This window comes from Consotaella aegiceratis, from assembly GCF_036541425.1.
GTDB lineage: Bacteria > Pseudomonadota > Alphaproteobacteria > Rhizobiales > Rhizobiaceae > Consotaella > Consotaella aegiceratis.
In genome coordinates, this window is the sequence record NZ_JAZHFT010000010.1 from 114,628 (window position 1) to 135,448 (window position 20,821).

General features: G+C 63.4%; 30 protein-coding genes and 1 tRNA gene. 6 read left to right on the plus strand and 25 right to left on the minus strand.

Going from position 1 to position 20,821, the window contains the following annotated elements; genetic code table 11:
• Positions 1 to 115 precede the first annotated feature (115 nt).
• The 4 genes from SMD10_RS09500 to SMD10_RS09515 all read left to right on the plus strand — a co-directional run bounded on the left by SMD10_RS09500 (position 116) and on the right by SMD10_RS09515 (position 1,925).
• Positions 116 to 192, plus strand: a tRNA-Met gene (locus SMD10_RS09500).
• 160 nt (positions 193 to 352) lie between these two features.
• A complete protein-coding gene (locus SMD10_RS09505; RefSeq protein ID WP_331685443.1) occupies positions 353 to 583 on the plus strand; it encodes a hypothetical protein in 231 nt (76 codons plus the stop codon).
• 299 nt (positions 584 to 882) lie between these two features.
• Entirely contained in the window at positions 883 to 1,527 is a 645-nt protein-coding gene (locus SMD10_RS09510; RefSeq protein WP_331685444.1) for a DUF433 domain-containing protein, read from the plus strand.
• Positions 1,524 to 1,925 (plus strand): DUF5615 family PIN-like protein, encoded by a 402-nt coding sequence (locus SMD10_RS09515; protein WP_331685445.1) that lies wholly within the window; start codon positions 1,524 to 1,526, stop codon positions 1,923 to 1,925. Before SMD10_RS09510 ends, SMD10_RS09515 begins: the two co-directional genes overlap by 4 nt.
• 180 nt (positions 1,926 to 2,105) lie before the next feature.
• Here SMD10_RS09515 and SMD10_RS09520 read toward each other — a convergent pair whose 3' ends face one another.
• From SMD10_RS09520 to SMD10_RS09625, 22 genes are all read right to left on the minus strand, one after another.
• On the minus strand, positions 2,106 to 3,128 hold the full coding sequence (locus tag SMD10_RS09520) for a hypothetical protein (protein ID WP_331685446.1): 1,023 nt from the start codon (positions 3,126 to 3,128) through the stop codon (positions 2,106 to 2,108).
• A gap of 44 nt (positions 3,129 to 3,172) precedes the next feature.
• Entirely contained in the window at positions 3,173 to 3,517 is a 345-nt protein-coding gene (locus tag SMD10_RS09525) for a phage tail assembly chaperone (RefSeq protein ID WP_331685447.1), read from the minus strand.
• 5 nt (positions 3,518 to 3,522) lie between these two features.
• Positions 3,523 to 5,667, minus strand: a complete 2,145-nt coding sequence (locus SMD10_RS09530; RefSeq protein ID WP_331685448.1) for a phage tail tape measure protein — start codon at positions 5,665 to 5,667, stop codon at positions 3,523 to 3,525.
• A 7-nt stretch (positions 5,668 to 5,674) separates the two neighbouring features.
• Positions 5,675 to 7,327, minus strand: a complete 1,653-nt coding sequence (locus tag SMD10_RS09535) for a terminase large subunit (protein ID WP_331685449.1) — start codon at positions 7,325 to 7,327, stop codon at positions 5,675 to 5,677.
• The gene (locus SMD10_RS09540) at positions 7,296 to 7,712 is read right to left on the minus strand and encodes a phage terminase small subunit P27 family (protein WP_331685450.1); all 417 of its coding nucleotides are present in this window, start codon (positions 7,710 to 7,712) and stop codon (positions 7,296 to 7,298) included. Before SMD10_RS09540 ends, SMD10_RS09535 begins: the two co-directional genes overlap by 32 nt.
• Positions 7,712 to 8,032 (minus strand): phage head closure protein, encoded by a 321-nt coding sequence (locus SMD10_RS09545; protein ID WP_331685451.1) that lies wholly within the window; start codon positions 8,030 to 8,032, stop codon positions 7,712 to 7,714. The genes SMD10_RS09540 and SMD10_RS09545 overlap by 1 nt, the downstream gene beginning before the upstream one ends.
• Entirely contained in the window at positions 8,032 to 8,442 is a 411-nt protein-coding gene (locus tag SMD10_RS09550) for a DUF3168 domain-containing protein (protein ID WP_331685452.1), read from the minus strand. Before SMD10_RS09550 ends, SMD10_RS09545 begins: the two co-directional genes overlap by 1 nt.
• Entirely contained in the window at positions 8,439 to 8,855 is a 417-nt protein-coding gene (locus SMD10_RS09555; protein ID WP_331685454.1) for an HK97-gp10 family putative phage morphogenesis protein, read from the minus strand. Before SMD10_RS09555 ends, SMD10_RS09550 begins: the two co-directional genes overlap by 4 nt.
• Positions 8,848 to 9,147: a head-tail connector protein gene (locus tag SMD10_RS09560; RefSeq protein WP_331685455.1), complete on the minus strand. Its 300-nt coding sequence runs from the start codon at positions 9,145 to 9,147 to the stop codon at positions 8,848 to 8,850. The genes SMD10_RS09555 and SMD10_RS09560 overlap by 8 nt, the downstream gene beginning before the upstream one ends.
• 107 nt (positions 9,148 to 9,254) lie before the next feature.
• Positions 9,255 to 9,749 carry a hypothetical protein gene (locus SMD10_RS09565; protein WP_331685456.1) on the minus strand — a complete coding sequence of 165 codons (495 nt, stop codon included), beginning with the start codon at positions 9,747 to 9,749 and terminating at the stop codon, positions 9,255 to 9,257.
• 365 nt (positions 9,750 to 10,114) lie between these two features.
• The gene (locus tag SMD10_RS09570; RefSeq protein WP_331685457.1) at positions 10,115 to 10,504 is read right to left on the minus strand and encodes a hypothetical protein; all 390 of its coding nucleotides are present in this window, start codon (positions 10,502 to 10,504) and stop codon (positions 10,115 to 10,117) included.
• Between the two features lie 12 nt (positions 10,505 to 10,516).
• Positions 10,517 to 11,665: a phage major capsid protein gene (locus tag SMD10_RS09575; RefSeq protein WP_331685458.1), complete on the minus strand. Its 1,149-nt coding sequence runs from the start codon at positions 11,663 to 11,665 to the stop codon at positions 10,517 to 10,519.
• A gap of 2 nt (positions 11,666 to 11,667) precedes the next feature.
• Positions 11,668 to 12,201 (minus strand): HK97 family phage prohead protease, encoded by a 534-nt coding sequence (locus SMD10_RS09580; RefSeq protein WP_331685459.1) that lies wholly within the window; start codon positions 12,199 to 12,201, stop codon positions 11,668 to 11,670.
• Positions 12,201 to 12,587, minus strand: a complete 387-nt coding sequence (locus tag SMD10_RS09585) for a hypothetical protein (protein ID WP_331685460.1) — start codon at positions 12,585 to 12,587, stop codon at positions 12,201 to 12,203. Before SMD10_RS09585 ends, SMD10_RS09580 begins: the two co-directional genes overlap by 1 nt.
• A complete protein-coding gene (locus tag SMD10_RS09590; protein WP_331685461.1) occupies positions 12,577 to 13,815 on the minus strand; it encodes a phage portal protein in 1,239 nt (412 codons plus the stop codon). The genes SMD10_RS09585 and SMD10_RS09590 overlap by 11 nt, the downstream gene beginning before the upstream one ends.
• Before the next feature lie 503 nt (positions 13,816 to 14,318).
• Positions 14,319 to 14,540, minus strand: a complete 222-nt coding sequence (locus tag SMD10_RS09595) for a MerR family transcriptional regulator (RefSeq protein WP_331685462.1) — start codon at positions 14,538 to 14,540, stop codon at positions 14,319 to 14,321.
• Positions 14,541 to 14,656: 116 nt separating this feature from the next.
• Complete coding sequence (locus SMD10_RS09600) at positions 14,657 to 14,968, minus strand: DUF6074 family protein (protein ID WP_331685463.1); 312 nt, start codon at positions 14,966 to 14,968, stop codon at positions 14,657 to 14,659.
• Positions 14,958 to 15,599, minus strand: coding sequence for a hypothetical protein (locus tag SMD10_RS09605; RefSeq protein ID WP_331685464.1), 642 nt, complete (start codon positions 15,597 to 15,599; stop codon positions 14,958 to 14,960). The genes SMD10_RS09600 and SMD10_RS09605 overlap by 11 nt, the downstream gene beginning before the upstream one ends.
• Positions 15,596 to 15,838, minus strand: coding sequence for a hypothetical protein (locus SMD10_RS09610; RefSeq protein WP_331685466.1), 243 nt, complete (start codon positions 15,836 to 15,838; stop codon positions 15,596 to 15,598). Before SMD10_RS09610 ends, SMD10_RS09605 begins: the two co-directional genes overlap by 4 nt.
• Positions 15,835 to 16,098 (minus strand): hypothetical protein, encoded by a 264-nt coding sequence (locus SMD10_RS09615; protein WP_331685467.1) that lies wholly within the window; start codon positions 16,096 to 16,098, stop codon positions 15,835 to 15,837. The genes SMD10_RS09610 and SMD10_RS09615 overlap by 4 nt, the downstream gene beginning before the upstream one ends.
• Positions 16,095 to 16,478 carry a hypothetical protein gene (locus tag SMD10_RS09620; protein ID WP_331685468.1) on the minus strand — a complete coding sequence of 128 codons (384 nt, stop codon included), beginning with the start codon at positions 16,476 to 16,478 and terminating at the stop codon, positions 16,095 to 16,097. The genes SMD10_RS09615 and SMD10_RS09620 overlap by 4 nt, the downstream gene beginning before the upstream one ends.
• On the minus strand, positions 16,475 to 16,666 hold the full coding sequence (locus tag SMD10_RS09625) for a helix-turn-helix domain-containing protein (RefSeq protein ID WP_331685469.1): 192 nt from the start codon (positions 16,664 to 16,666) through the stop codon (positions 16,475 to 16,477). Before SMD10_RS09625 ends, SMD10_RS09620 begins: the two co-directional genes overlap by 4 nt.
• A 100-nt stretch (positions 16,667 to 16,766) precedes the next feature.
• Between SMD10_RS09625 and SMD10_RS09630 the strand changes: the two genes are divergently transcribed.
• Positions 16,767 to 17,168, plus strand: a complete 402-nt coding sequence (locus SMD10_RS09630; RefSeq protein ID WP_331685470.1) for an Arc family DNA-binding protein — start codon at positions 16,767 to 16,769, stop codon at positions 17,166 to 17,168.
• The gene (locus SMD10_RS09635) at positions 17,168 to 18,361 is read left to right on the plus strand and encodes a tyrosine-type recombinase/integrase (RefSeq protein ID WP_331685471.1); all 1,194 of its coding nucleotides are present in this window, start codon (positions 17,168 to 17,170) and stop codon (positions 18,359 to 18,361) included. Before SMD10_RS09630 ends, SMD10_RS09635 begins: the two co-directional genes overlap by 1 nt.
• Positions 18,362 to 18,445: 84 nt before the next feature.
• On the opposite strand, the gene SMD10_RS09640 is transcribed toward SMD10_RS09635, so the two are convergent.
• From SMD10_RS09640 to SMD10_RS09650, 3 genes are read right to left on the minus strand one after another with little or no spacing between them, the layout of a single operon-like run.
• Complete coding sequence (locus SMD10_RS09640) at positions 18,446 to 20,071, minus strand: recombinase family protein (RefSeq protein ID WP_331685472.1); 1,626 nt, start codon at positions 20,069 to 20,071, stop codon at positions 18,446 to 18,448.
• 15 nt (positions 20,072 to 20,086) lie between these two features.
• The gene (locus SMD10_RS09645; protein ID WP_331685473.1) at positions 20,087 to 20,347 is read right to left on the minus strand and encodes a toxin-antitoxin system HicB family antitoxin; all 261 of its coding nucleotides are present in this window, start codon (positions 20,345 to 20,347) and stop codon (positions 20,087 to 20,089) included.
• Positions 20,344 to 20,808, minus strand: coding sequence for a putative toxin-antitoxin system toxin component, PIN family (locus SMD10_RS09650; protein ID WP_331685474.1), 465 nt, complete (start codon positions 20,806 to 20,808; stop codon positions 20,344 to 20,346). The genes SMD10_RS09645 and SMD10_RS09650 overlap by 4 nt, the downstream gene beginning before the upstream one ends.
• Positions 20,809 to 20,821: the final 13 nt, after the last annotated feature.

Sequence of the window (20,821 nt, forward strand, 5' to 3'; positions counted from 1 at the left end):
AGCTCCGGCGGTCCGGCAGTCCAGAGAACGGTCTTTGGCGGCGCCACTTGCCTTGACAGCGCCGGTGGCGCCCATCTATATCCGCGACGCCTGATGGCGCTTCGGCGCCGCCTGTGGCGGAGTAGCTCAGTTGGTTAGAGCAGCGGAATCATAATCCGCGTGTCGGGGGTTCAAGTCCCTCCTCCGCTACCACCAGTTTCCTCAAGAAAATCAGATGTTTAACGGTGACGCTTGCGCCTTAATGTCTGATTTCATGTCGCATCATGTTGCAACTGAGTTCCCTTGATTTTCAGGGGTTTCCTGCGACACTCGGCAGCTCCACGCGACATGGAATGCGACATAGGGGGAGCGGATGGCAAAGTACATTCTGGAGGTCTATGAGCCTGGAGGTGCGGATACGGTCGCATTCTCCATCCAAAGCGAGAAGCCTTTCTCGGCAATCTCCAAAGGAGACCTTTTGCACCATCAGACGATGAACATGCATCACCGTTTGAGGGTGGTCGAAATCCAACACCTCTTTTGGGAATCACCGGAAGGCTTGGCGCAGAAAACGTGCGTCCAGACGGAAGCGGCACACCTCTGACACCGACTTCATCCCGGCCATCGGACAACGGCTAGAATGGCCGGCAGAGCGTTGGAGGAACTGACATGGCCGACATAGGCGTTGCGGTTTTCTGCTGGCCGGATGGCGACGCTCATGAAGCCGCGCGCTATCCTCGCTTGTCCGGCACTTGATACTTCATGCCCGGCATAGGGCGCGACACGTCCCATCGCAGCTGATAATATCGCGGACCGCGAGGGGGCTTGCATTCGACGGACGGAGCCAAACGTTCTGCATTGCATTCGTGCAGAAATAGCGGCATCGTCCGACATGAGGGATCTATGGTGAAACCAGATTCGAAGGTGGTGGTCTCGGCCTTCTCCGAGGATCACGTCGAACGGCTGACCGGGGTAAGCAAGCGACAGCTTCGCTACTGGGACCGGACCGGGTTTTTTGTTCCTAGTCTGGCTGAGGACGATCGGCGCTTTCCCTACAGCCGCCTTTACACATTTCGCGATCTGATTTGTCTGCAGGTTCTCAATGCCCTGCGCAACGATGCTCGAGTTTCGCTGCCCCACCTGCGAGAAGTGAAGAAAAAGCTGGCGCATCTCGGCGACGATGTCTGGGCTAGGACGACCCTTTACGTCCTGAAGCGGAAGGTGATTTTCGATAACCCGGACAGCGAGCGCCGCGAAGAAGTCGTCAGTGGCCAGGGCGTGCTGAAAATTCCGCTGGAGATCGTGCGCGCCAACATGCGTGAAAACGTGAATCAACTTTGGAGGAGAGACCCTCTACAAATTGGGCGCATCGATCGCCGCAAGGGCGTCGCTCACAACAGGGCCGTTCTCGCTGGGACTCGCATCCCCGTCGCAAGCATCAGAGCGTTCGTCGACGAAGGCTACAACGTCGAGCAAATCCTCGCTGAGTATCCCACTCTTACAGAGGCCGATGTTCGTGCTGCGATGGAATATGGTCAAGCCGCTTGAAAGGGAGGACGGCTACACTTCGCGTATTCCTTGATGAGGGCGTACCTGATTCTGTTGGCCGTATGTTTGCGAAACACGGACACACCGTGATCTATCTTCGAGATGCGATCGCCAAAGGGTCTCCCGATCTGCTGGTTTGCGCGGCGGCGGAAGCGAACGACGCTATTCTCGTAGCTATCGATGCCGATATGAAGCAGATCGCAAAACGCCACGGGGTGGGGAACGGACGGTTCAAGAAGCTGAGTCTGATCAAGTTCTCCTGCACTGAACCGCAAGCAGCCCTAAGGCTGGAGCAGGCTATGAGCCTCATTGAGCACGAGTGGACTATCAGCAAGGCCAAAGCCGCGAGACGGCTTTACGTCGAGATTTCGTCTAGCGTGATCAGAACCTACCGTTGAGCGGCCCAAATGAACTCGTATCGCTCGACGTCGCGCCTCGCGCGGGCGGGCGGCAGACGACGTCTCCGCAACTTCGTGGAGACGGTCACATCACCCGGAACACATGCTCCTTGAGGATGCCGCCGTCGAGCCTTTCGAAGGCCGCTCTGAGCAACCTTCGGAGGACGCACGTGTGCGAGGCTAAGCCGCCAGCCTCGCCTCTCCGGTGATCCTGGCGCCCTGCTGCACGAGCATGAAATCGAACGTCCGCGGCGCCATGTGCCGAATCTTGCCGGCTTCGGAGGTTCCGACGGTCTCGGCGCATGCCTCGCAAGTCAGGTTAAGAGGCTGCGATTCCTCCTTCTTCCTCTGCCAATAGGCACGCCCTGCATGTCGCTTTCGGCACCGTTCGGAGCAGAATATCTCGCCCTTGGCCGATGGCGTGAAGGATGCATCGCAGTTGGCGCAACGCCCGATTTCCGCCCCGAGCCGAATACGTTCGGCCTCGTAGTGCGCCGCCGTTCGGCAGGTGATCGAGCAAAATTTCTGCCCGCGGCTGCTCGGCTTCGTGGCCGTGCCGCACCATTCGCACGTGATGTCCTGTCGAACCCGATCGCCGCGCGAGAAGCGTTGTGCACAGGATGCCGAACAGAACTCCGCATCCTTCCGATAGTGCTTGAACATCGTTCTGCAGTAGCGGCACGGCCTCGGTGCCGCCTTTTCCTTCGCAACGAGCCGATAGGCCGAGAGCAGAGCGCCGCCGTCGTGCTCCATGTTGGCGCCGTTTCGATGATGGGTATAGACCCGCGCGCATTCGGCAGAACAGAAGCGCCGGCGGCTCGCCCTGTCGTCCTCATCGAGGGCGCCGCCGCACCATGCGCAATAGTCGAATTCGCCGTTATATTCCGGCTGCCCCTCGGCCCAGGTCGGCCGTTTGGCGCCCAGCAAGCGCAGGGCCTCGGCAACGACATGCCCGGCCTCGCGATCGGATGCGGCCCATGGGTTCCCCTCCAGGCAAAGAGAGCTGCGAAAACCGGCGATGACCGGTCCTTCATTCTCGAAGGGGCTGTCGCGCCAATCGCGCATCAAGTCCATCATCTTGGAGACGACGTGCTTGCGCTTCTCGCCTTTTAGAATGGATGCCTTCGGTGGTGGCACGCTGCCGCCGGCAAGCGTGATCCGGCCGGAGCGCCTTGCGCGATCGTTCTGATCCCACAGGTGCATGTCCCTATAGGCTTCATATCGGACATTTTTGAGCTTTTTCCCCATTATCCAAAAACCGCGTCGAAAGCGTTGGGATTGATCTTCTGATCGGTGGTGCGGGCGGCGGCGGGCGCTCCTTGGCCGCTCCGCTTGCGCGCCGCCTCGATCCAGGCCGCATCCATCTTGCGCAGGGTGGCGACGTGGCGCGGCTGGAGGGGCACACGCTTGAGCCGCGCCCAGGCCTCGATCTCAAGATGGCCGATCGGGTTCGGCCCGGCCAAGCCGTAGCTGCGGGCCGCGTGCAGTTCGCCGAACCACGCCCACAGCAGACGGCCGGCCTCGGGAACCCATGGCCTTGCGCTGGTTACAGCCGCAACCATCCGACGATCGAGCCTTTCTTGCGCGCTCATCTCGATCAATTCCTCGACTGGTAGTTCGCGAGCTTATGGCCGATGGTCTTGCCGAGGTGGCCGTCATACTGCGCCAGTCCGGCCTGGACGCCCTGTTTCACCATGGCCTCGATTTGCTTGTCGCCGTTCGCGCCCGCGACGTTGACGTTGAGGTCGACCTTCTGCGCCTTTTGCGATTCCTTGGACGATGAACCGGAACCGCCGCTGGACGCGGACGCCGCCCGGACCGGCTCGCCAACAAAGCCGCCACTGGCATAGCCGCGCAAGGCATCGAGGTTGCCCACGCCAATGCGTTTTGTCGTGTCAGCGTCAATTACATATTCACCTTTGTGGACGATGCCGGCGGGCTGGTGCTTGCCCCCGCTCCCGGTGTAGCCGCCGCTGTCGAAGCCGAGAAACGAGGAGAGCAGCGTTCCGATGGTCGAAGTCAGACCAGTCCCGGAAGCCCCGCTCGCCGCGCTGGAGCCCGATGATGCGAACAGACTGTCGAGCGCCGAGTCGAGCATCTTGTCGGCGATCTTCTGAAGCGCGTTGGCGAACGCCTCGCCGGCGCTCGATCCGTTTTCGAGGTCGGTGATGAAACCTTTCAACGTGTCCTTCTCGAATCCGGCCATCTCCTCAGCGGACTGCTGGGCCTTCTGCTGGCTTTCGTCCAGCTTGTCAGCCGCCGTGGAAGCTGTCGCGTAGGCGTCGGCGAGCTTTTCGATGTTCGCGGCCACGTCGGGCGTGATCTCGATGCCGGCCTGGTGCGCCGCGTTGAGCAACTCCTGCTTCGTCCTCACCTTCTCCAGGGCGGTGGCGTAGTCGTCGGCCAGGGGATCGAGCTGGGCCTGCGCCGCCGTCTCAGTCTGGAGAGCGGCGGTCCGCTCCTTGATGGATTCGATCTCGCGCTGGTAGTCGTTGAGCGCGGCCTCGCCCCGCCCGACCGCCGATCGTGCACGCGAGGCCGGTGTCGCGCTCGCCGATCGGGGCGCCGTGACGGTGACGGCCGGCAGCGCCGTGGTCTCGCCGCTCTCGACACCCAGGGCCCGGCGGATCGCTTCGTCCTGGGCGTCGTTGCCGCTGCCGCTGCCGGACGTCGCCGAGAATTGGGCGCCGATCCGCGCCTCGCCGAGAGACTTGGCGCCGATGGCCTTGGCGAAGGCGGTCTGCGACAGATCGGGAATGCCGAGCGCGGCGGCCTTGCTGCGTATCCAGCCGCTGATATCGGTGCTCGGCAGGTTGCCGATGGCGGTCGTGATGGAATTGATCGCCTTGGCGAGCTCGCCCGCCGCCGTCGCCGTGTCGGTGATATACGGCATCAGGTTGATCAACACCTGCTTGAACTGGAGGTCGAGCACCTGGGAGGCGATGGAGAACTCGTCGTTGAGATCTTCGGCCCGGGCGAGAAGGTCGTTGTCGACGACGAGGCCGAGCTCGCGCGCCCGCGCCGCCGTGCGGTCCATCGCCGCCGAGCCGCCATCGAACACATTGACCATCTTGGCGCCGTTGCGGCCGAACGCGGCCGTGGCGATGTTCGCCTTTTCGGTCGACGACTTGGCCTTGTCGATAGCGTCGGCCAGCAACCGAAGCCGCTCTTGCTGACTGCCGGCGTTCTGGATCGCCTTCAAAAGCTCTGGGTTGCTGGCTTTGAGCTTAGAATAGAGCTCGCCCTGATTGTTCGCGGCCTGCGCACTGTTCTTGATGAACAGTAGCAAGGCGCTGTCGAGTTCACCGACCGAGACGCCAGCGAGACCGGCGCCGAACGCGAATTCTTGATAGAACTCGCCGTCGAGCCCCGCCGCCTTGGCCGTCTTCGCGATCTTGTCGAAATCCGACATTGCCTCCTTGGCCTTGCCGATCGCGGCCGACACGCCGAGGATTGGCGCCAGGGTGGCGAGTGCCCCTGTTTTCAGGCCGGCAAACGCCGCCGTCCCGGTCGCACTGCTGAGTGCCCCGATCCGGCCAGAGACCGACGCCAGCGCCTGGTTGATGCGGGCGGTCGACCGGGCCATGTCGCGTTCCATGGCCGCGGTCGCGCTCTTGCTCGACCGGCGCATCTTGCCGAACTCGCGCCCGGTGGTGGCGCTGGCCTTGGCCATGTTCCTTTCGAGGTCCTTGATTCTCGCCTCGACGAGAACGAAAAGCTGTTCGTTTTCAGTCTCTGCCATGGTTCACCTATGCGTAGGCCCAGCTATCGATATCGTCGTCGGCGTCGTCGTAGCTTGACCGGTTGCTTTCGCCCGCCATCGCCCGTCCGACCGCCATGGCGCACGCCACCGAACCGTCGATGCGGTCCCGACTCTTGCCCTTGTGAAAAGAGATGTTCCCGGCCTTGTCCTTCTCGACAGCGATGTTGTCGAAGTGCCATCGCAGGATCGGGTGCCCGCCGTGCCGGAACTTCCGTCCGACGATGGTGCGCTCCAGCTCCTTGTTCGCCGGCGCCATGGTGACCCAACCCTGGCGCATCTCGACGGCGGGGAATCCGTCCTCGGCAAGGTTCGCCATCATCACTCTGGCAAGGTGCGGGTCGAAGGCGATCTCGGCCACGTTGAACCGGGCGCACAGCTCGCGAATGTGATCCTCGACGGATCGGAAATCGACGATGTTGCCCTCCGTCGGGATGATCAGCCCTTCCTCGGCCCAGCGCGGATAAGGCACATCGTCACGATCGGCGCGGCGCTGGAGATTGTCGGCGGGGCAAAAGAACCAAGGCCAGACGTCATAGCCGTCGTCAGGGTTGCCCCAGGCCGCCACCACGGCCGTCAGGTCGGTGTTGCTGGACAGGTCCACGCCGAGCCAGCACGGTTCCTGCGAAGCCTCCTTGTCGTCGAGATCGACTTCGCCGGCACCCTGGTCATAGACCGACATCTCGACGAAGGGCGAGGCGCTGGAGTCGCTCCACGTGTTGAGGTGGAACTGCCGGAAGGCGTCACGGTCGGCCGGGCGCTCGCGTCCCTCCCTGGCATACTGGCGCAGGTTGTCGAGATCGGGATAGCCGAGGTCGAGGCCGGGATTGACGAAGTGCCAGAGCCGTTCGTCCTGCCAGCCGTCGAACTCCTCGACGCCGTCGCCCGACCATTTCGATTCCTCGGCCGGATCGGTTTCGAACAGGATCGGCAGAAAGCCCGGATCGATGACGTCGCCGCTCTGCACCCTGCGGGCGTAGCCGAGCAGATCGGCCGCAAGATTCTCCTGTCCGCGTCCAGCCTGAGTGATGATCACCAGAAGCGAGCCCTTGGCCTTGGACAGACCGGTACGCAGGGCCTGCCACATCTTGCGGGCGTTCTGGCCTTCCCAGGCGATCAGCTCGTCGGCCAGCACGAAGTTCGGCGTCTTGCCGAGCTTGCCCTTGCCGGTCGATGCCAGAGCCCGGAACCACGCGCCCGACCGCGGATGCGCAAGCGCGAAGGTCGACTCGTTCAGTTTCATCTTGCCGTCGAGCCACGGCGTTTCCTTCACGATGCCGACCGCCTCGTCATAGGCGATCCGGGCATCCTCCTCGGCCGAGGCCGCGACCATGGCCTGGCCGTTCGGCTGGCGCTGGTATCCGACTGTATGGAGCAGCGCCAAGCCGGCGCCGAGCGTGGTCTTGCGGGCGCCACGCGGCAGGAGCGCGAAGACGGTTTGCACCTGCCGGCGCCCATCGGGAAAGCTCGGGCCGTAGATGCGCCGGACGATCCGTTCCCAGAAGCGCGGCAGCTCGAAGGCGCTCGATTCGCTCTTCGGATGGTGGAGACGCTTCAGGAAGTCGACGGCCCGCTCACCATGGCCGAACGGGTCTTCGATTTCGCTCCCGTCAAATATCCAGGTCGGCCGGCGCGCCTTCATCGGCTTGCCCTCCCTTGGCCTGGAATTGCCCCTTGGAACGCGCGGCCGGCGTGATACCCAACTCTGCTCCGAGACGCGCGACGCTCTCCAGCGCCTTCGACAGGAGCCCGGAAGCCGGGTTCGGCTTCACCTGACCATGGCCGGCCTTCACCAGCACGCCATGCTCGGCAATGGTCTTCTGTGCCTCCTGCACGGTCCAGCGAGCGATCAGGTAGGTTTCGAGAAGGCCGAGCGCCGGCGTGGTCAGGATCTTGCGCGCGACCATGTCGGCCGCAATCGCGTCCCACTCGCCACGAAGCGAGGCCGGTATCGTCTCCGGCGCATGAGGCACGCCAGCAAGGCCACCGTCGACCGCCTTCAGCTCTGCCTTCCGTCCGCGCGCCATCAGCTTCGCACCTCTTCGCAGCGCAGCTCCAGGCCCTTGCGACGGCCGATCTCCTTCGTCTCGCGAATGTTGAGGTTCTTGCCGTCATAGACGACACGGTGATCCGTGGTGACACCGGACAGCCAGCGGATGCGGAACACCACGGCGAAGTTGTCGCTCTCGCCGTAGGAGGCCAGGAATTCGTCGGTGGATTGCTGCACGATCTGGGCTCGCACCGGTGGCGAGAAGTCCGTCCAGGTCTCGACGGGCGTGCCATAGTCGTCGACCGTGTTCGTGTAGCTCTGAATGGTGATGGTGCGATCAAGCTTGCCGGCGCGCATCAGGACACCTCGCTCACAAGGGTCTCGATCGTCACCACGCCATGCGCCGTCTCGCCATCGGGGTCGCGCAGGAAGCGGGTCGAGGAAACGTAGCAGTCGCCGAAGTGGAAGCCGTCAACCGGCGCAATTTTGCGCCCGTTGATTGCTGTCCGGATCGCCCCCGCGATGGCTTTCACGCCGACCAGGCCGGCTTCCTTCTTCCAGACGTGCAAGGTGCTGTAGACGCGCACCACGTTGCGGGCGATGCGGTCCTCGTCGACCTCCTGGTCCTCGCCGATGATGATGCTCGGGTCCGGCGCCGGGCGGCTGTTGCGGTCAAGGATGTTCGCGGCGGGGACCAAATCCGTCACTGTGACGGATTCGACGAGGCGTGCCCGAATGGCCTTCTGGACGGCAAGGGCGGCGCTCATGACGTGCCCCGCTTCTTCACGGCACGGCGGATCGCGCTCTTGATGGCGGCCTTGGCCTTCTTGTTATGCAACCTCACGGCGGGCCAGAAGAAGGGATGCGCCGGCGCCTTCTTGGTGCCGTATTCGACGAGATGCGGATAGCGCACGTCATCGTCGCCGACCGTGACCGCCGCCGCATTCTCAGGCACCACGGACGAACCGCCGGGCTGGCTATAGGGCGGCGTCGATTGGCCGGCGGGCGTGACGGTGATCGACTCCTTCAGGTCGCCGCTGTCCACAGGCGCGAGCCGGCGCATGGTCGCCGCCATTGTATCGGCCTGCTTCAATGCCGACTTCTGCGCCGCCGCTCGCACGTCCTCGGGGATCGCGGCGAAGCGCTTTTGAAGCTTGGACAGCCCGCCGTCGTCAGCCATACGTATAGCTCCGGTGGTTGGCGATGATGTCCGCCGCGCCGATGGGGACTTCCATCGCCGACACACCGACGAGCGAGGCTTCGCGGTTCTCGTACCAGTGCGCCGCAACCATCAGCACGGCCTGCTCGACGTCCGCTGGCGTGCCATCAGGGAACTCCGTTGCGTCGTCGATCGCGAAGCCGAGCTGCGCTTCCACATGCGCCGTCGCAGCATCGAGAAGGCGCGTCAAAGCGTCGTCGTCGTCAGGAACGCCGTTCAAATGGTCCCGCAGGGCCGTTGCATCGAGCGCCATGGTCGCCTTTCACAAAATCAGAGCGGTTTCGGTGAATTTTCGCGTTTTGCTGCCCGCGCCGGTCCCTTGGAAGGCCCAAAAGTTCGGAACCACCCCCGGCTGATCGATCACGCCGCCTCCGCCGCGTTGACACGCACGATGTTCGAGTCGATCTCCAGCGTCGTGGCCAGCTTCACAGTGTTGTTGGCCTCGCTCATCTGCTCCTCGACCTTCATGATCAGCGCCACGAAGTAGCGTTCCGAGGGCGTGCCGCCGGACGGCGCGTCGCTGAATGTGATGCGGAAGGCGTAGGAGTACGGCGTCTTCTCGGCCGCGATGAGGGCGAGTTGGCCGGGATCGCTGTAATCGAAGTCGCAAAGGATCTCCATCGAGCCGGCGTCGCGCGTGCCCTTCATCTTGCGGGTGCGCACGGTGGCGATATGCTCTGACGTGATCAGGCTGGAGGTGTCGCCAGCCGAACCGAGGTTGGTGGCGCCGCCGATCTCGACGGCGTCGGCCATAGCGGTGTCGAAGTCCGACTTGACGAGATCGGTCCCCTCGAAGGCCAGTACGGCGCCGATCTCCAGCTTCGAGCCTGCGGTGGCAAAGAGCAGTCCAGGCATGATGGTTACCTCTTGGATGTGCGCCGCTCGTCGGCGGCTTCGATGGCGTTGCAGCGATGGCAGCCCGGTCGCCAGTTGGATCGCACCATGCGGAGGTCGGGCCGTCGGCGAATGCTCTTGATGTGCATGACGACGGTGGCCGACGCGCCGCACCGGGCGCACCACCTGTTCTCAGGAAGGGCGAGAAAGGCCCTGGCTGCCTCTTCCCACTGCCGGTCATAGCCGCGGGCTCGCGCGTTGGGTCGCTTCTTGTCCGATACCGCCTTGCGCTCGTCATGCCGTGCCTTGGCCTTGGGGCAGCGTTCGCCGTGGGCGTGAACACCGCCACAGAGACCGCAAGCACGAGGCGTGCGCGACGGCATGGCTTACGCCACCGGCCGGTCGTGGGCGTTGCCCAGGATGAACAGAGCACCGGTCGAGACGCTGGTGCCGCTGTTCAAGGTGAGCACGGCGCGCAGATACCGCTTGAAACCGCGATAGCCGATCTTGGTCGTGCTGTTCGCCTCCAGCGGGTCGGTCAGCCCGTCGCCCTGCAGGTGGTCGGCGGCAACGTCGGTAAAATCGCCCGACGTGGTGGTGTCGCTCTCCTGCAGGGCGACCGTCATGTCGCCGGAGCCGGTGACCGCACCTGTGTTGACGACGAGGGCGGCGCTGTCGAAGCCGATAAGGTCGACGGGATCGCCGGTGTAGGAGGCCGAGCGGGTCGCCGAAGGGGCGGCCACCACGGCCTTGATGTTGTTCACGATGTCGCGCATGGGCGTTTCTCCTTAGGCGGTGGCCATCTTGAGCTTGCGCAGGGCCTCGGTGAGCACCGGGCCGCCGCCGACGCGCCGGCGCGCGTGAAAGCGCACCAGGCCCTTCGTGGCCACGGTGTAGGGATCGCGCAGGATGGAGAGCTGCACGCGATCGTAGATCCGATAGGCGCGGTCGAATGCCCCATAGAGGATCGGGAAGGCATCCGCCGCGATGTCCGGCATTTCCGGGTCCTCGATCACCGGGCGGCCGAGCAGTATCGAGGGCTGTCCCTGCTGATAGGCCGGCTGCCACAGATAGTTGCCGTCGTCGCCCTTGAGCGTGCGCACGATGCCGAGCGTCGTGCCGTTCATCAGCCACGATCCGGTGTTCCGGTATTGCGCCGGCAGGTCGTACATGAGCGTGATCAGGGAATCGGCCTGGATCACCGTCGCATGGCCGTTCAGATATTCCGGCAAGTCCGAGTTCATGATGCCGAGCGGCTTTTTCACGCCGTCGCCGTTGACGAAGGCGGCGCTCTCCAATCGCCCGAACTCGGTCGAGAGTTCCGTCGAGACCTCGCTCTCGACGTTGACGGCGCTGTCTTCGAGCAGCCGCTGGGAGACGTCGACGTAGCAGGCCGCCTCGTGGACTGGGATTTCGAGCTGCCCATAGGTCTGCGTCGTCTCGGTGCGGTCTTCGTCCTCGCCCACCCAATGGGCGGTCGGGCGGCCGGTGAGCTTCGGCAGGATGACGGAACCCGACGAGGTCGAGCCCACGCGCACGGCCTGCCGGATCGGCGAGACCTCGACGAGGCCCTTGATCACCTCGGCCACGAACTCGGCCGGCGCCAGGTATCCTCCCTTCGTATCGTCGCCGACGATCAGCGCGCGAACCTCCTCGGCCTCCATCGCCTCGCGGCCGGCGCGCAGGAAGTTGGTGAAGGCGCGCCGCTCGATCGGCACATCGTCGGTGCCCGGCGTGCCCTGGCCGCGCGGCCGCGCCATCCGGGTTTCGAGGTCGGCGAGCTGCTGGCGGATTTCGTCGATCCCGCCGAGCTGCTGCTCGGTGTTGGTGCGGAACTCGGTGAAGCCGGTGCGCAGATCGTCGACGGCGCGCGTGGCCTCGGCCAGCGGATCATCGTCCGGTTCGTCTCGGGTTTCGAGGATGAAGTCTCGATCCATGGTCAGTGTCCTTTCACGACGAGGGCGCAACGGGCCTTGCGGCAGGCGTCGACGAAGGCCGCCGCGCCCTCGACGGGGCGGCCGTGGCGATAGGCGGAAATGCGGGCAAGGTTGGCGGACGGATTGGAGACCACCGAGATTTCGGCGAGGTCCAGATCGCGGATGATGCGAACGCCGCGCTGCATCAGGCTCTTGGCCGCCCGGAAGCCGATCGACAGGCCGGTGGCGGCCCGCTCGCGAATGATGGTCGCGATGTCCTTGCCATCGGTGGTGTCGAGCAGGAGCTTGCCCCGGACATAGAGGCCCTTGGCGTCTTCTCTGATCTCGGTCCAGACGCCCGGCACCCGGTCCGATCGGTGCGCCCAATGCATCGCCGGAAAGGTGCCGTTGGCGCGATGCTCGGCCAGCGAGCGCTTGAACGTGCCGGGGAGATAGATTTCGTTGTGGAGGTTCCTTTGCCCCCACAGCACGGCATAGCCTTCGAACTCGCCGGCCTCGCTGACCGCAAACCGGAACTCAAGGTCACGATGATCCATCAGGCATCCCCCCGATGGGCGGCGCGTTCGGAGGCGAAGGCGTCGACCTGAGCTTGGCACCACGGCACCCGCAACAGCCGCATCAGGTTGCGCTGATTGAACGGCACCGGCTCGCCGTTCTCCTCTATTTCCCAACGCAGGACGTGCCGGGCGAGACAGTTGAGCCGAGCCTTCTCCCGGCTCTCGGCCGAGACCTTGCCGTCGCTATCCGACAGCTCGGCAAGCTCGTCATAGAGCGCCACGCGCGCCCGGTTCGCGGTGTCGCTGTCCGGCCCGACCACCCAAAGCTTGATGCCGGTCGGCGCGCCCGTCACCGGGTCGGCGAGTTCGAACTCGCGGCCGCGATCCTGATCGGCGACATTCGCCAGGATGTCGTCAAGCGTCATCGGTCGAGGGCTTCTCGTCTTCAGGGGTACGCACCGGCTGCACACCCTGCGGCGCGGCGGCGCCGGGCTGGTTGCTGCCGGTGTTGGGATTGGCGTATTCGTCGCCGCCCTCGCGCGGCCCCATGCCGAGCCAGTCCCGGCCTTCGTTGGGGTTCAGCACGCGGGAGGAAATCAGCGAGGCAATGGCCGTGGCGCGCTGGCCGAGGTCGGCGCGGGTCAGGTCGTCGCGGTCGAAACTGAGACGATAGCGACCGCGATCCTCGCGAGAGAACAGCGCCCGGCCGAGGGCGGTCTCCAGGGCGCGGAGCCAGGGCTCCAGCGTGTAGGTCAGGAACTCCCGGCCCATTTGCTCGCTGTTCGACCACGTCGCCCGGTCAAGCTCGTAGAGCATCGAGGGCGGCACGCGGAACGCGCGGGCGATCTCGATCACCTGGAACTTGCGCAGCTCCAAGAACTGGCTGTCGACGCTGGTCAGCGAGAGTTGCTGCCATTCGGTCCCGTCATAGAGGATGGCGGTTCGGCCGGCGTTCTCGCTACCCCCGTGCGCGGCCTGCCAAGCCGCGATCATCTTCTTGATGCCCTTGTCGCCCGGTGCTTTGGAGGTCTTCAGCGCGCCGCTCGGTCGGGCACCACGCTTGAACAGGTTGCCGGCGTGCTTCTCCATCTCGCGGGCAACGCCGACCGCCTCAGCGGCAAGCGACAGCGGCGAGCGGTCGAAGGGACCGCGAACATGCAGGACGTTCGTCGAGGGGATGATCTGCCCCTCGATCCGATAGGACGGTTCCCCCGTCCAGGGATCATAGGTGACGCTGATCGCGGCGGGCTGATAGCGCACCACCTCGCGGATCTCGCCTCGGATGCGGTTCACATAGGCGAGCCCGCCCCAATCTCGGGTCAGGGCGTCGGCGGTCAGGTCGCGGATAAGGTCGAAGCCGGACGTCCAGGAATTGACGTCGCCGCGCAGCATGACGCCGATCGGGTGTGTGCGGTCCTCCTCCTCGGTGCCGTCGGCCTTGATCTCCATCACGCGAAGGTCGAGCGTGGCGGCCGCTTCCGAGATGACGCGGACGGCGTTGGCGACGGCGGGGATGCGCAGCGCCTCGGGGCCGGAGATGGCAAGCGAGCCCGACGAGGCGCCCGACCACAGGGCGGCTAGGACGCTGTCCTCGTCGGCGAGGTCCTCGTCTCGCGTTTCGATCGGGGCAGAGCGGGTGAACGGCCAGCGCATTCCCAGCTTATGCCGCGGGCGATCCTGTTCTTGCTACTGAGCCATTCTTAGGAAAAGCTGGAGAAAAGCCGCCTTTGATGGGGAGAGATGTTGGGCAATTACCTTTCAAACGCGCTATGCGAGCTTGAGAGAGCTTATCGCGCTTATCTGGACGCCACCGAGAGCGAACAATCAGAGTGCTGCAAGCATCTCCTGATCATGTACGGGGTAGCCGCGATCACGTTAGATGCAGCACGTGTTGACCGGGGCCTTTCCCTTCCGGATCCGATCGAAAGCGAACGTGATCAGTTCGTGGCGTTGGCTTACATGCTTCGGTGTGCGCCAGCCCACGACATTTCGGAACCTGTATGGCATGTGCGAGGCCGTTTTCAGAGAGAATATCGGGTTGGAGGGATTCAATTCGATCTTTCGGACAAGCACGAGCTTTCATTCGAGTTGGACCACATCGGCGGCCCCACAGCTTTCATAAGCCTTGCTTGCTACGCTCAAAAGAAGGACTGGGCTTAGGGCTTCGTCCTGAGCCAAGCCTCGAGCTCATTGCGGTAGGCGAAGTAGCCGCTCGGCTTGTAGACAGGCGACTTCGGATCCTTGGCGAGTTGGTAGACGGTATCCACCGACACGCCGAGGATGCGCGCTATGGCCGGCGCGCCCCACACTTTCACGGCCGGCCTGCCAGCCGTAACGCGATCGAAGGTGCCAGGGCTGAGTTCTGGCCCGTTATTCATTCGGTCTTCTCCAGGAAAGAGGCGCCTGCCAATGCGGTGCGGGCCATTCGCCCGCACCCGACTGCAAGCAGTCGTCCGTCCGCTGCGCGGCCGGTGGTCGCGTCGCGGCCGTCCACTCACGACACGTTCTCGGGGCGGACGTTGACATATTCAGAAAGGATTCTTGCTTGGCGCCCGACCTCGCCGGCGTAGCGATAGATTTCGGCGCTGATCAGCTTCGGAGGGATGCCGGCCGCCTTCATCTCCTTGCGGAGCTCGGCGACATGCGCGCGCCAGAAGGCGCGGCCTTCGTCGTAGCTGCTGCGCGCGAGGCGAAGGGCGATGTCGTGGCCGCAGCCCTTCCGCCGCGCGAGCGGGAAGGCGTAGAGCGTCGCCGGCCCTTTCGGCGGAACGGGCTTCTTCGGCTGATCGAAGAGATCAAACTGCATCACCGCTCCTCCAGGTTGGCGCTGTATCTGCGTTAGACGTATGTTCGGTCACCCGTGGACCAGATGATGTGGTCACCCGTGGACCAGATGGTTCTCCAGTCTCCGGCTCCTCCGATGTGGTCACCCGTGGACCGGATGGCCCATCATCGAAATCGAGTTCATCAGGCGGCATCGGGCCGTCATATTCGGCGGGAATCGATAGCCGAATGACCCTCGTCCGGCGCAGGTGCGATTGAACCCGTCTCCAGCCATTTTCGATGATGATGATTCCGGCGGCAGCATAGGCTTCGAGTTCCCGGCGAACGGTCTTCTCTCCCCAGCCGCCAGAGCGATCGGAAAGCCAGTCGGTCGTTTTGTGGATCTCCCCGGTGTTCCAGATCAGAGCGTCATCGAAGATCGCCACCACTCGACAATGCAGCTTTTCTCGGCGCAGGATCCTCATGGCGACCCACCGCCACCAACGAAACACCTTGCGGCGCTCGGTCATGGTTTTCGGCCAACGTAGGACGACGGCTGGCTTGATCTCAGTGACCCGCCGTTTTCCATGTCGCGGCGCCTCGCTGGCGTCGTTCGGCATGGGTGAGAAGATGGCCGGCAGCTTCCGGCAGCCGGCTTCGTCGGCGCCGCTCATTCCGCCCTCGCTCGGATCGTGCTCGCCTCGCGGATCGCCGCGCAAGCCTGGCCAGCCGATAGGCCAAAGGTGCGGTGCAGGTGCGGGATGATCGGATGCGGGCGCTTCTCCGGCGGCGTCACGCGAAGCCAATCGGCAGCGAGGTCAACGGGCTGAGATTTCAGGCCGTCGGCTTCGGCGGACGCGCCCGCAAAATTGCGGCGGCAATCTTCGGGCGGTGTGGTGGGGGCGCCGCTCATTCCTCGCCGCCTTCCGTGTAGCCAGGGAATGCCGCAATGATCTCGTCGAAGGTCGAGCCATTACCGGATTTCCCGTTGCCATAAACCCGGCGCTCGGGCACGTGTTTGGCCCGAAGCTCTGCCAAGGCGGCCTCGGCTTCCTCGCGCGTCTCGTGCACGCTGATGACTTCGACGCCGGTGGTGACGAAATATGCCGGCACGATCGCGCGCTTGCGAGGATCCGGCCGTCGCCGACCCTCGATGATCTTGAGCCGGGTCATGCTGTTTTCCCCGTGCAGGCCGCATCGAACGCGGCGTCGCGCAGGAAGCCGATCGCCACCGCAAGCTCGTCGAGCACCTCCCCGCCGGCGTTAGCGTAGCCAAACTCATTGCCAAACCGCGGCTGGCACTGCATGGCATTTGCGACCTCGAGCAGCGTGCGAGTGGCCGACGCCAGCGCGAGCAGTTCGCACCGAGGGATCTGCGTCAGCGCCTCCCGGTTGATCGTGAATTCGATCGCCTGTGGCACGTCGGCGGTGGTGGTGGTATCTTCCATCACGTTCATCGGGCTTTCCTTTGGGGGATTGGCTGGGAACACAGGCTCGGCGGTGTTCCAGCACCGGCCGGGCCTTTTCGTTGAGGTGGTGCTGGGGGTGATCATGCCGCGGTCTCCTCAAAGAACCGCTCCAGCGCCTCGCGCTTAGCAACCCAGCGCTGGCCGACGCGGCGCGCCGGAAGGTGGCCGGCATCGCACATGGCGTAGGTCTGCCGCTCAGTACGCCCGATGATCTTCGCGATAGCCTTGATGCCCCACACGAGGTTCAGGGGATCGTCAGTCTCTTTCGTCATAGTTGGTAACCTCTTGTTAGTTATGACACACGGTGTGGCATTGATGGTGTGTCATATGTGTGGCATATCCGTCAAGAGGGTCGTGTGTCATTGGTGCGTCATGGCGAGAGAAGATCTGCATTTCCGCTTGAGGATCCCCGAAGATCTGAAGGCCAGCATTGAAGCGGCTGCCGAAGAGCACCATCGGAGCATGACGGCTGAAATCGTCGCGCGCCTCGAAAAGAGCTTCGCGAGCGAGCAGGAACTCGCGAGGTGGGCTGAGCTCTCGGAGCAACTCCTCGCGAGCCTGCGCCGCTCTCAAAAAGAGCACGAAGAGAATCTAAGGGTTTGGGAATGGATGCATGAGCAACAGGTCGGCTTGATCGCCGTGCTTGAGGCTGTAGCGGCGACAGATGGGAATCTCTCTGCAGGGCTTCTGGACGCCATTCGCAAAGCTTTGGCGACCAGAGGCAGCGCCGAAGCGGGATTCCCTCGGCCGAATGATTCGGAAGGCGGCGACTGATGTCAGTCCGCCGCCGCACCTGGACAACCAAGGGCGTCGAAAAGACGGCATGGGTGGCTGACTATGTCGACGCCGCCGGCAAGCGGCGCTTGAAGACCTTCCAACGAAAGAAGGAAGCCGACGCCTTCGCCGCCACGGCCAACGTCGAGGTCCGCGAGGGTGTGCATGTCGCCGACAGCGCCACGATCACGGTCAAGGAAGCCGGTAAGCTATGGCTGAAGACCTGCGAAGGCGCGGGCCTGGAGCGATCGACGACGGACCAATATCGCCAGCATGTCGAGCTTCACATCGATCCGTTTCTCGGTGCCACGAAGCTGAACAAGATCACGGTGCCCTCGGTGCGCGCCTTTCAGGAGAAGTTGCGAGAGGAAGGTCGATCGGCCGCCATGGTCAAGCGGGTGACCGTCAGCCTCGGCAGCATCCTGTCCGACGCCCAGGAGCGCGGCCTCGTCATTCGCAACGCCGTCCATGAGATGGCGAAGCGGCGAGGGAAGGGGAGCTCCAAAGCCGAGAGGCGCCAGAAAGCGCGGCTGCGGTACGGCGTGGACATTCCGACACGGGAAGAGGTTCGCGCGATCCTGCAGGCAGCCAAGGGGCGCTACAGGCCCTTGCTGGTCACGGCCATCTTTACCGGGATGCGGGCAAGCGAGCTGCGCGGCCTGCCCTGGCGAGACGTCGATCTCGACAAGCCGATGATCCAGGTCCGGCAGCGCGCCGACAGGTTCAACGAAATCGGTTCGCCCAAGAGCGAGGCCGGTCAACGGTCGATCCCGCTGACGCCGATGGTGGTGAACACGCTGAAGGAATGGCGCCTGGCGTGCCCGCCGAGCCGGCTTGATCTCGTCTTTCCGAACGCGGCCGGGAATGTCGAGAGCCTGGCGAACATCATCAACCGCGGTCTGCATCCGACGATGATTAGGGCAGGGGTCGCGGTCGACACCGGCAAGGTGGATGAAAAGGGCAGGGCGGTCCTTGCCGCCAAATACACAGGGATGCACGCGCTGCGGCATTGGTATGCCTCATGGTGCATCAACGCCAAGTCGGATGGCGGCCTCGAACTGTCTCCGAAGGCGGTTCAGGATCGCATGGGGCATAGCTCGATCCAGATGACCTATGACACCTATGGACACCTGTTTCCGGCCGCCGACGAAGCCCAGGCTTTGGCCGATGCGGAGAGCCGACTTTTGGCGTAAATCGCATTTTTGGGAATTGTTGTCGCAACATGAACGCGACATAGGCGGCCGAAAGCCCTGTATTTCCTGATTATCGGTCCGGAATCATAATCCGCGTGTCGGGGGTTCAAGTCCCTCCTCCGCTACCATCATTGCAGTGTTCGGCAGTTCGCCGGGCTTGCGGCGAGGCAGGTTGAGAAGCTCTGCCAATGCGCCGTTGACTGTCAGATCAAATTTCCCACGCTCGTCGCGCGGCATCACTTCGATGCTTGTGACAAGCGAACGAATGGCATTGACCGCGTCTTGGCGGTCATCTTCGTTGGAATGCAGCGCCTCCTGCAACCCGGCGATTTTGCGGCGGTAGACCTCAATCGAGGCCGGATGCAGCTCGACCACATTGTCGGCATCCGAGATTGCAGCCAGATCGGCGGCAAGGCGCTCCTTTTCCGCCTCCATCTCGATCAGCCGGGTCTTCATGCCTGCCGTTGCAGCACCATCGGCTATGGAATCGATGATATTCGAGATTTGCCTATCGAGAATGCCAAGCCGTTTGTCGATCTGGTGGCGGTCCCGCCGCAACTTGGCGTTCAGACGCTTCCTCTCGGCATGATACTCGGTAAGGAATTCGGCAATCGCATCTGGGGCAAGTAGCCGTTGTTTGATGCCCTCAAGCACGCGGCGTTCGAGATCGGGTACGCGAACAGTTCGGTTGTTCGTGCAGGTTCCCCGTTCTCGATGCGCTGTGCAGGCGAGCTGATCCTGAGACTTGATGGTGTAGGTCGCACCGCAGCATCCACACCGTACCAGACCGGAGAACATATGCTTCGGCCGTCTGCGCTTATGCAGCCGTGTCCCACCGTAGAGCTTCTTGCGTGCCTGGACGGCGTTCCATAGCTCATCGCTGACGATGCGCAGGTGAGGTGCTTCCACCACCTGCCATTGTTCGGATGGGTTCGGACGGGAGATGCGTTTGCCGGTCTCCGGGTCCTTGACCATCTGAACGCGATTGAAGACCAGGAGCCCAATATAGGCCTCGTTGTACAGTATGCCGCTTTTGCGCTTGAGATTGCCGTTGATCGTGGAGGCTCCCCATTCACGCCCGAATGGTGAGGGAATGCCGTCGCGGTTCAGGCCAGCGGCGATGGTCCGGGCGGAACGTCCCGACGCGAATTCCTGATAGATGCGAAGAACGACGCTGGCCTGCTCTTCATCCACTTCACGGAGCCCTCGGATCGGTTCTCCTCGCTCGTCGAGTCTCTTGACCACCCGATATCCGTAGGACAGGCCTCCGGCGGAGTATCCATTAATGACGCGACCGGACTGGCCGCGCCTGATCTTGGCAGCCAGGTCACGCAGGAACAGAGCGTTCATGGTGCCTTTCAGGCCGACATGCAGCTCGTCCACCGTTCCCTCCGACAGCGTGACGATGCGAACGCCAGCGAAGCGAAGCCGCTTGAAAAGCGCCGCAATGTCTTCCTGATCGCGAGACAGCCTGTCGAGGGCTTCGGCCAATACCACGTCGAAGCCGCCCTCCTGCGCATCCGCGAGCAGCGTCTTTATCCCTGGTCGAAGGATCATGCTGGCGCCGGAAATTGCGGCGTCGGTATAGTTCTCCACGATCTGCCAGCCTTCACGCTCCGCGTGCTCACGGCACAGCCGCAATTGATCCTCTATCGAGGCCTCCCGCTGATTGTCGGAGGAATAGCGGGCATAAAGCGCAGCGCGGGTCATGGCAGTTCCTTTCGGTTAGTTCTTGACGGCATCCTCCGGCGTCGGCGGTACATCCGGCGCACGGTCCAGAAGCTTCGTCAGATCGCCACGCTTCGCCGTGCCAGCACGCGCTTTCAGGAAATCGTCAGCCGTCTCGACGGCTCCGATCTTCTGCGCCACGGCTGAGATGATCCACTGATTGAGCGATACACCATCCTCCTGCGCAAGACGTGTCGCCGTTTCCTTGAGTGACTGCGGCAGTTGCAGCGGATATTTGTAGCGTTGGGCCTGTGTCATGTGTTCAGTCTCCTAACGATCTCTCCCGGTGTTGCGACGGTCACGCCCAGCTTAAGGGCCGGGCGGAAATCCTTGACGTTATGCGTCACGAGGGCCTCGGCCTCTCCGTTCAGCGCTGCCTCAAGCACCATCTCGTCCGCGGCGTCGGCCAGCATGGGGCGCGTGCGAAAAGAAATATCAACGCCCTCGGACACGGCGGCAAGCGCGCTCATGACCGCCGCTACATCCTTCAGGCTGTGGCCTGTCGCCTTGCGAGTTTCCTCTCGACTCAGCACGGCCTCATATTCCAGAAACAGAGCTGTCGAACAAAGCGGCGTCACCACGCCTTGGTCAACCAGCCGCAACAGCAAGTTGCTCGCTCCGTTGCGGCTGCGGAACGCTGCCACGATCACGTTGGTGTCGAGAACCAGCCTCATGGAAGATAATTTAGAGACATCCCATAGGATGTCAATATAGGTCATGCAAAATGTTCCC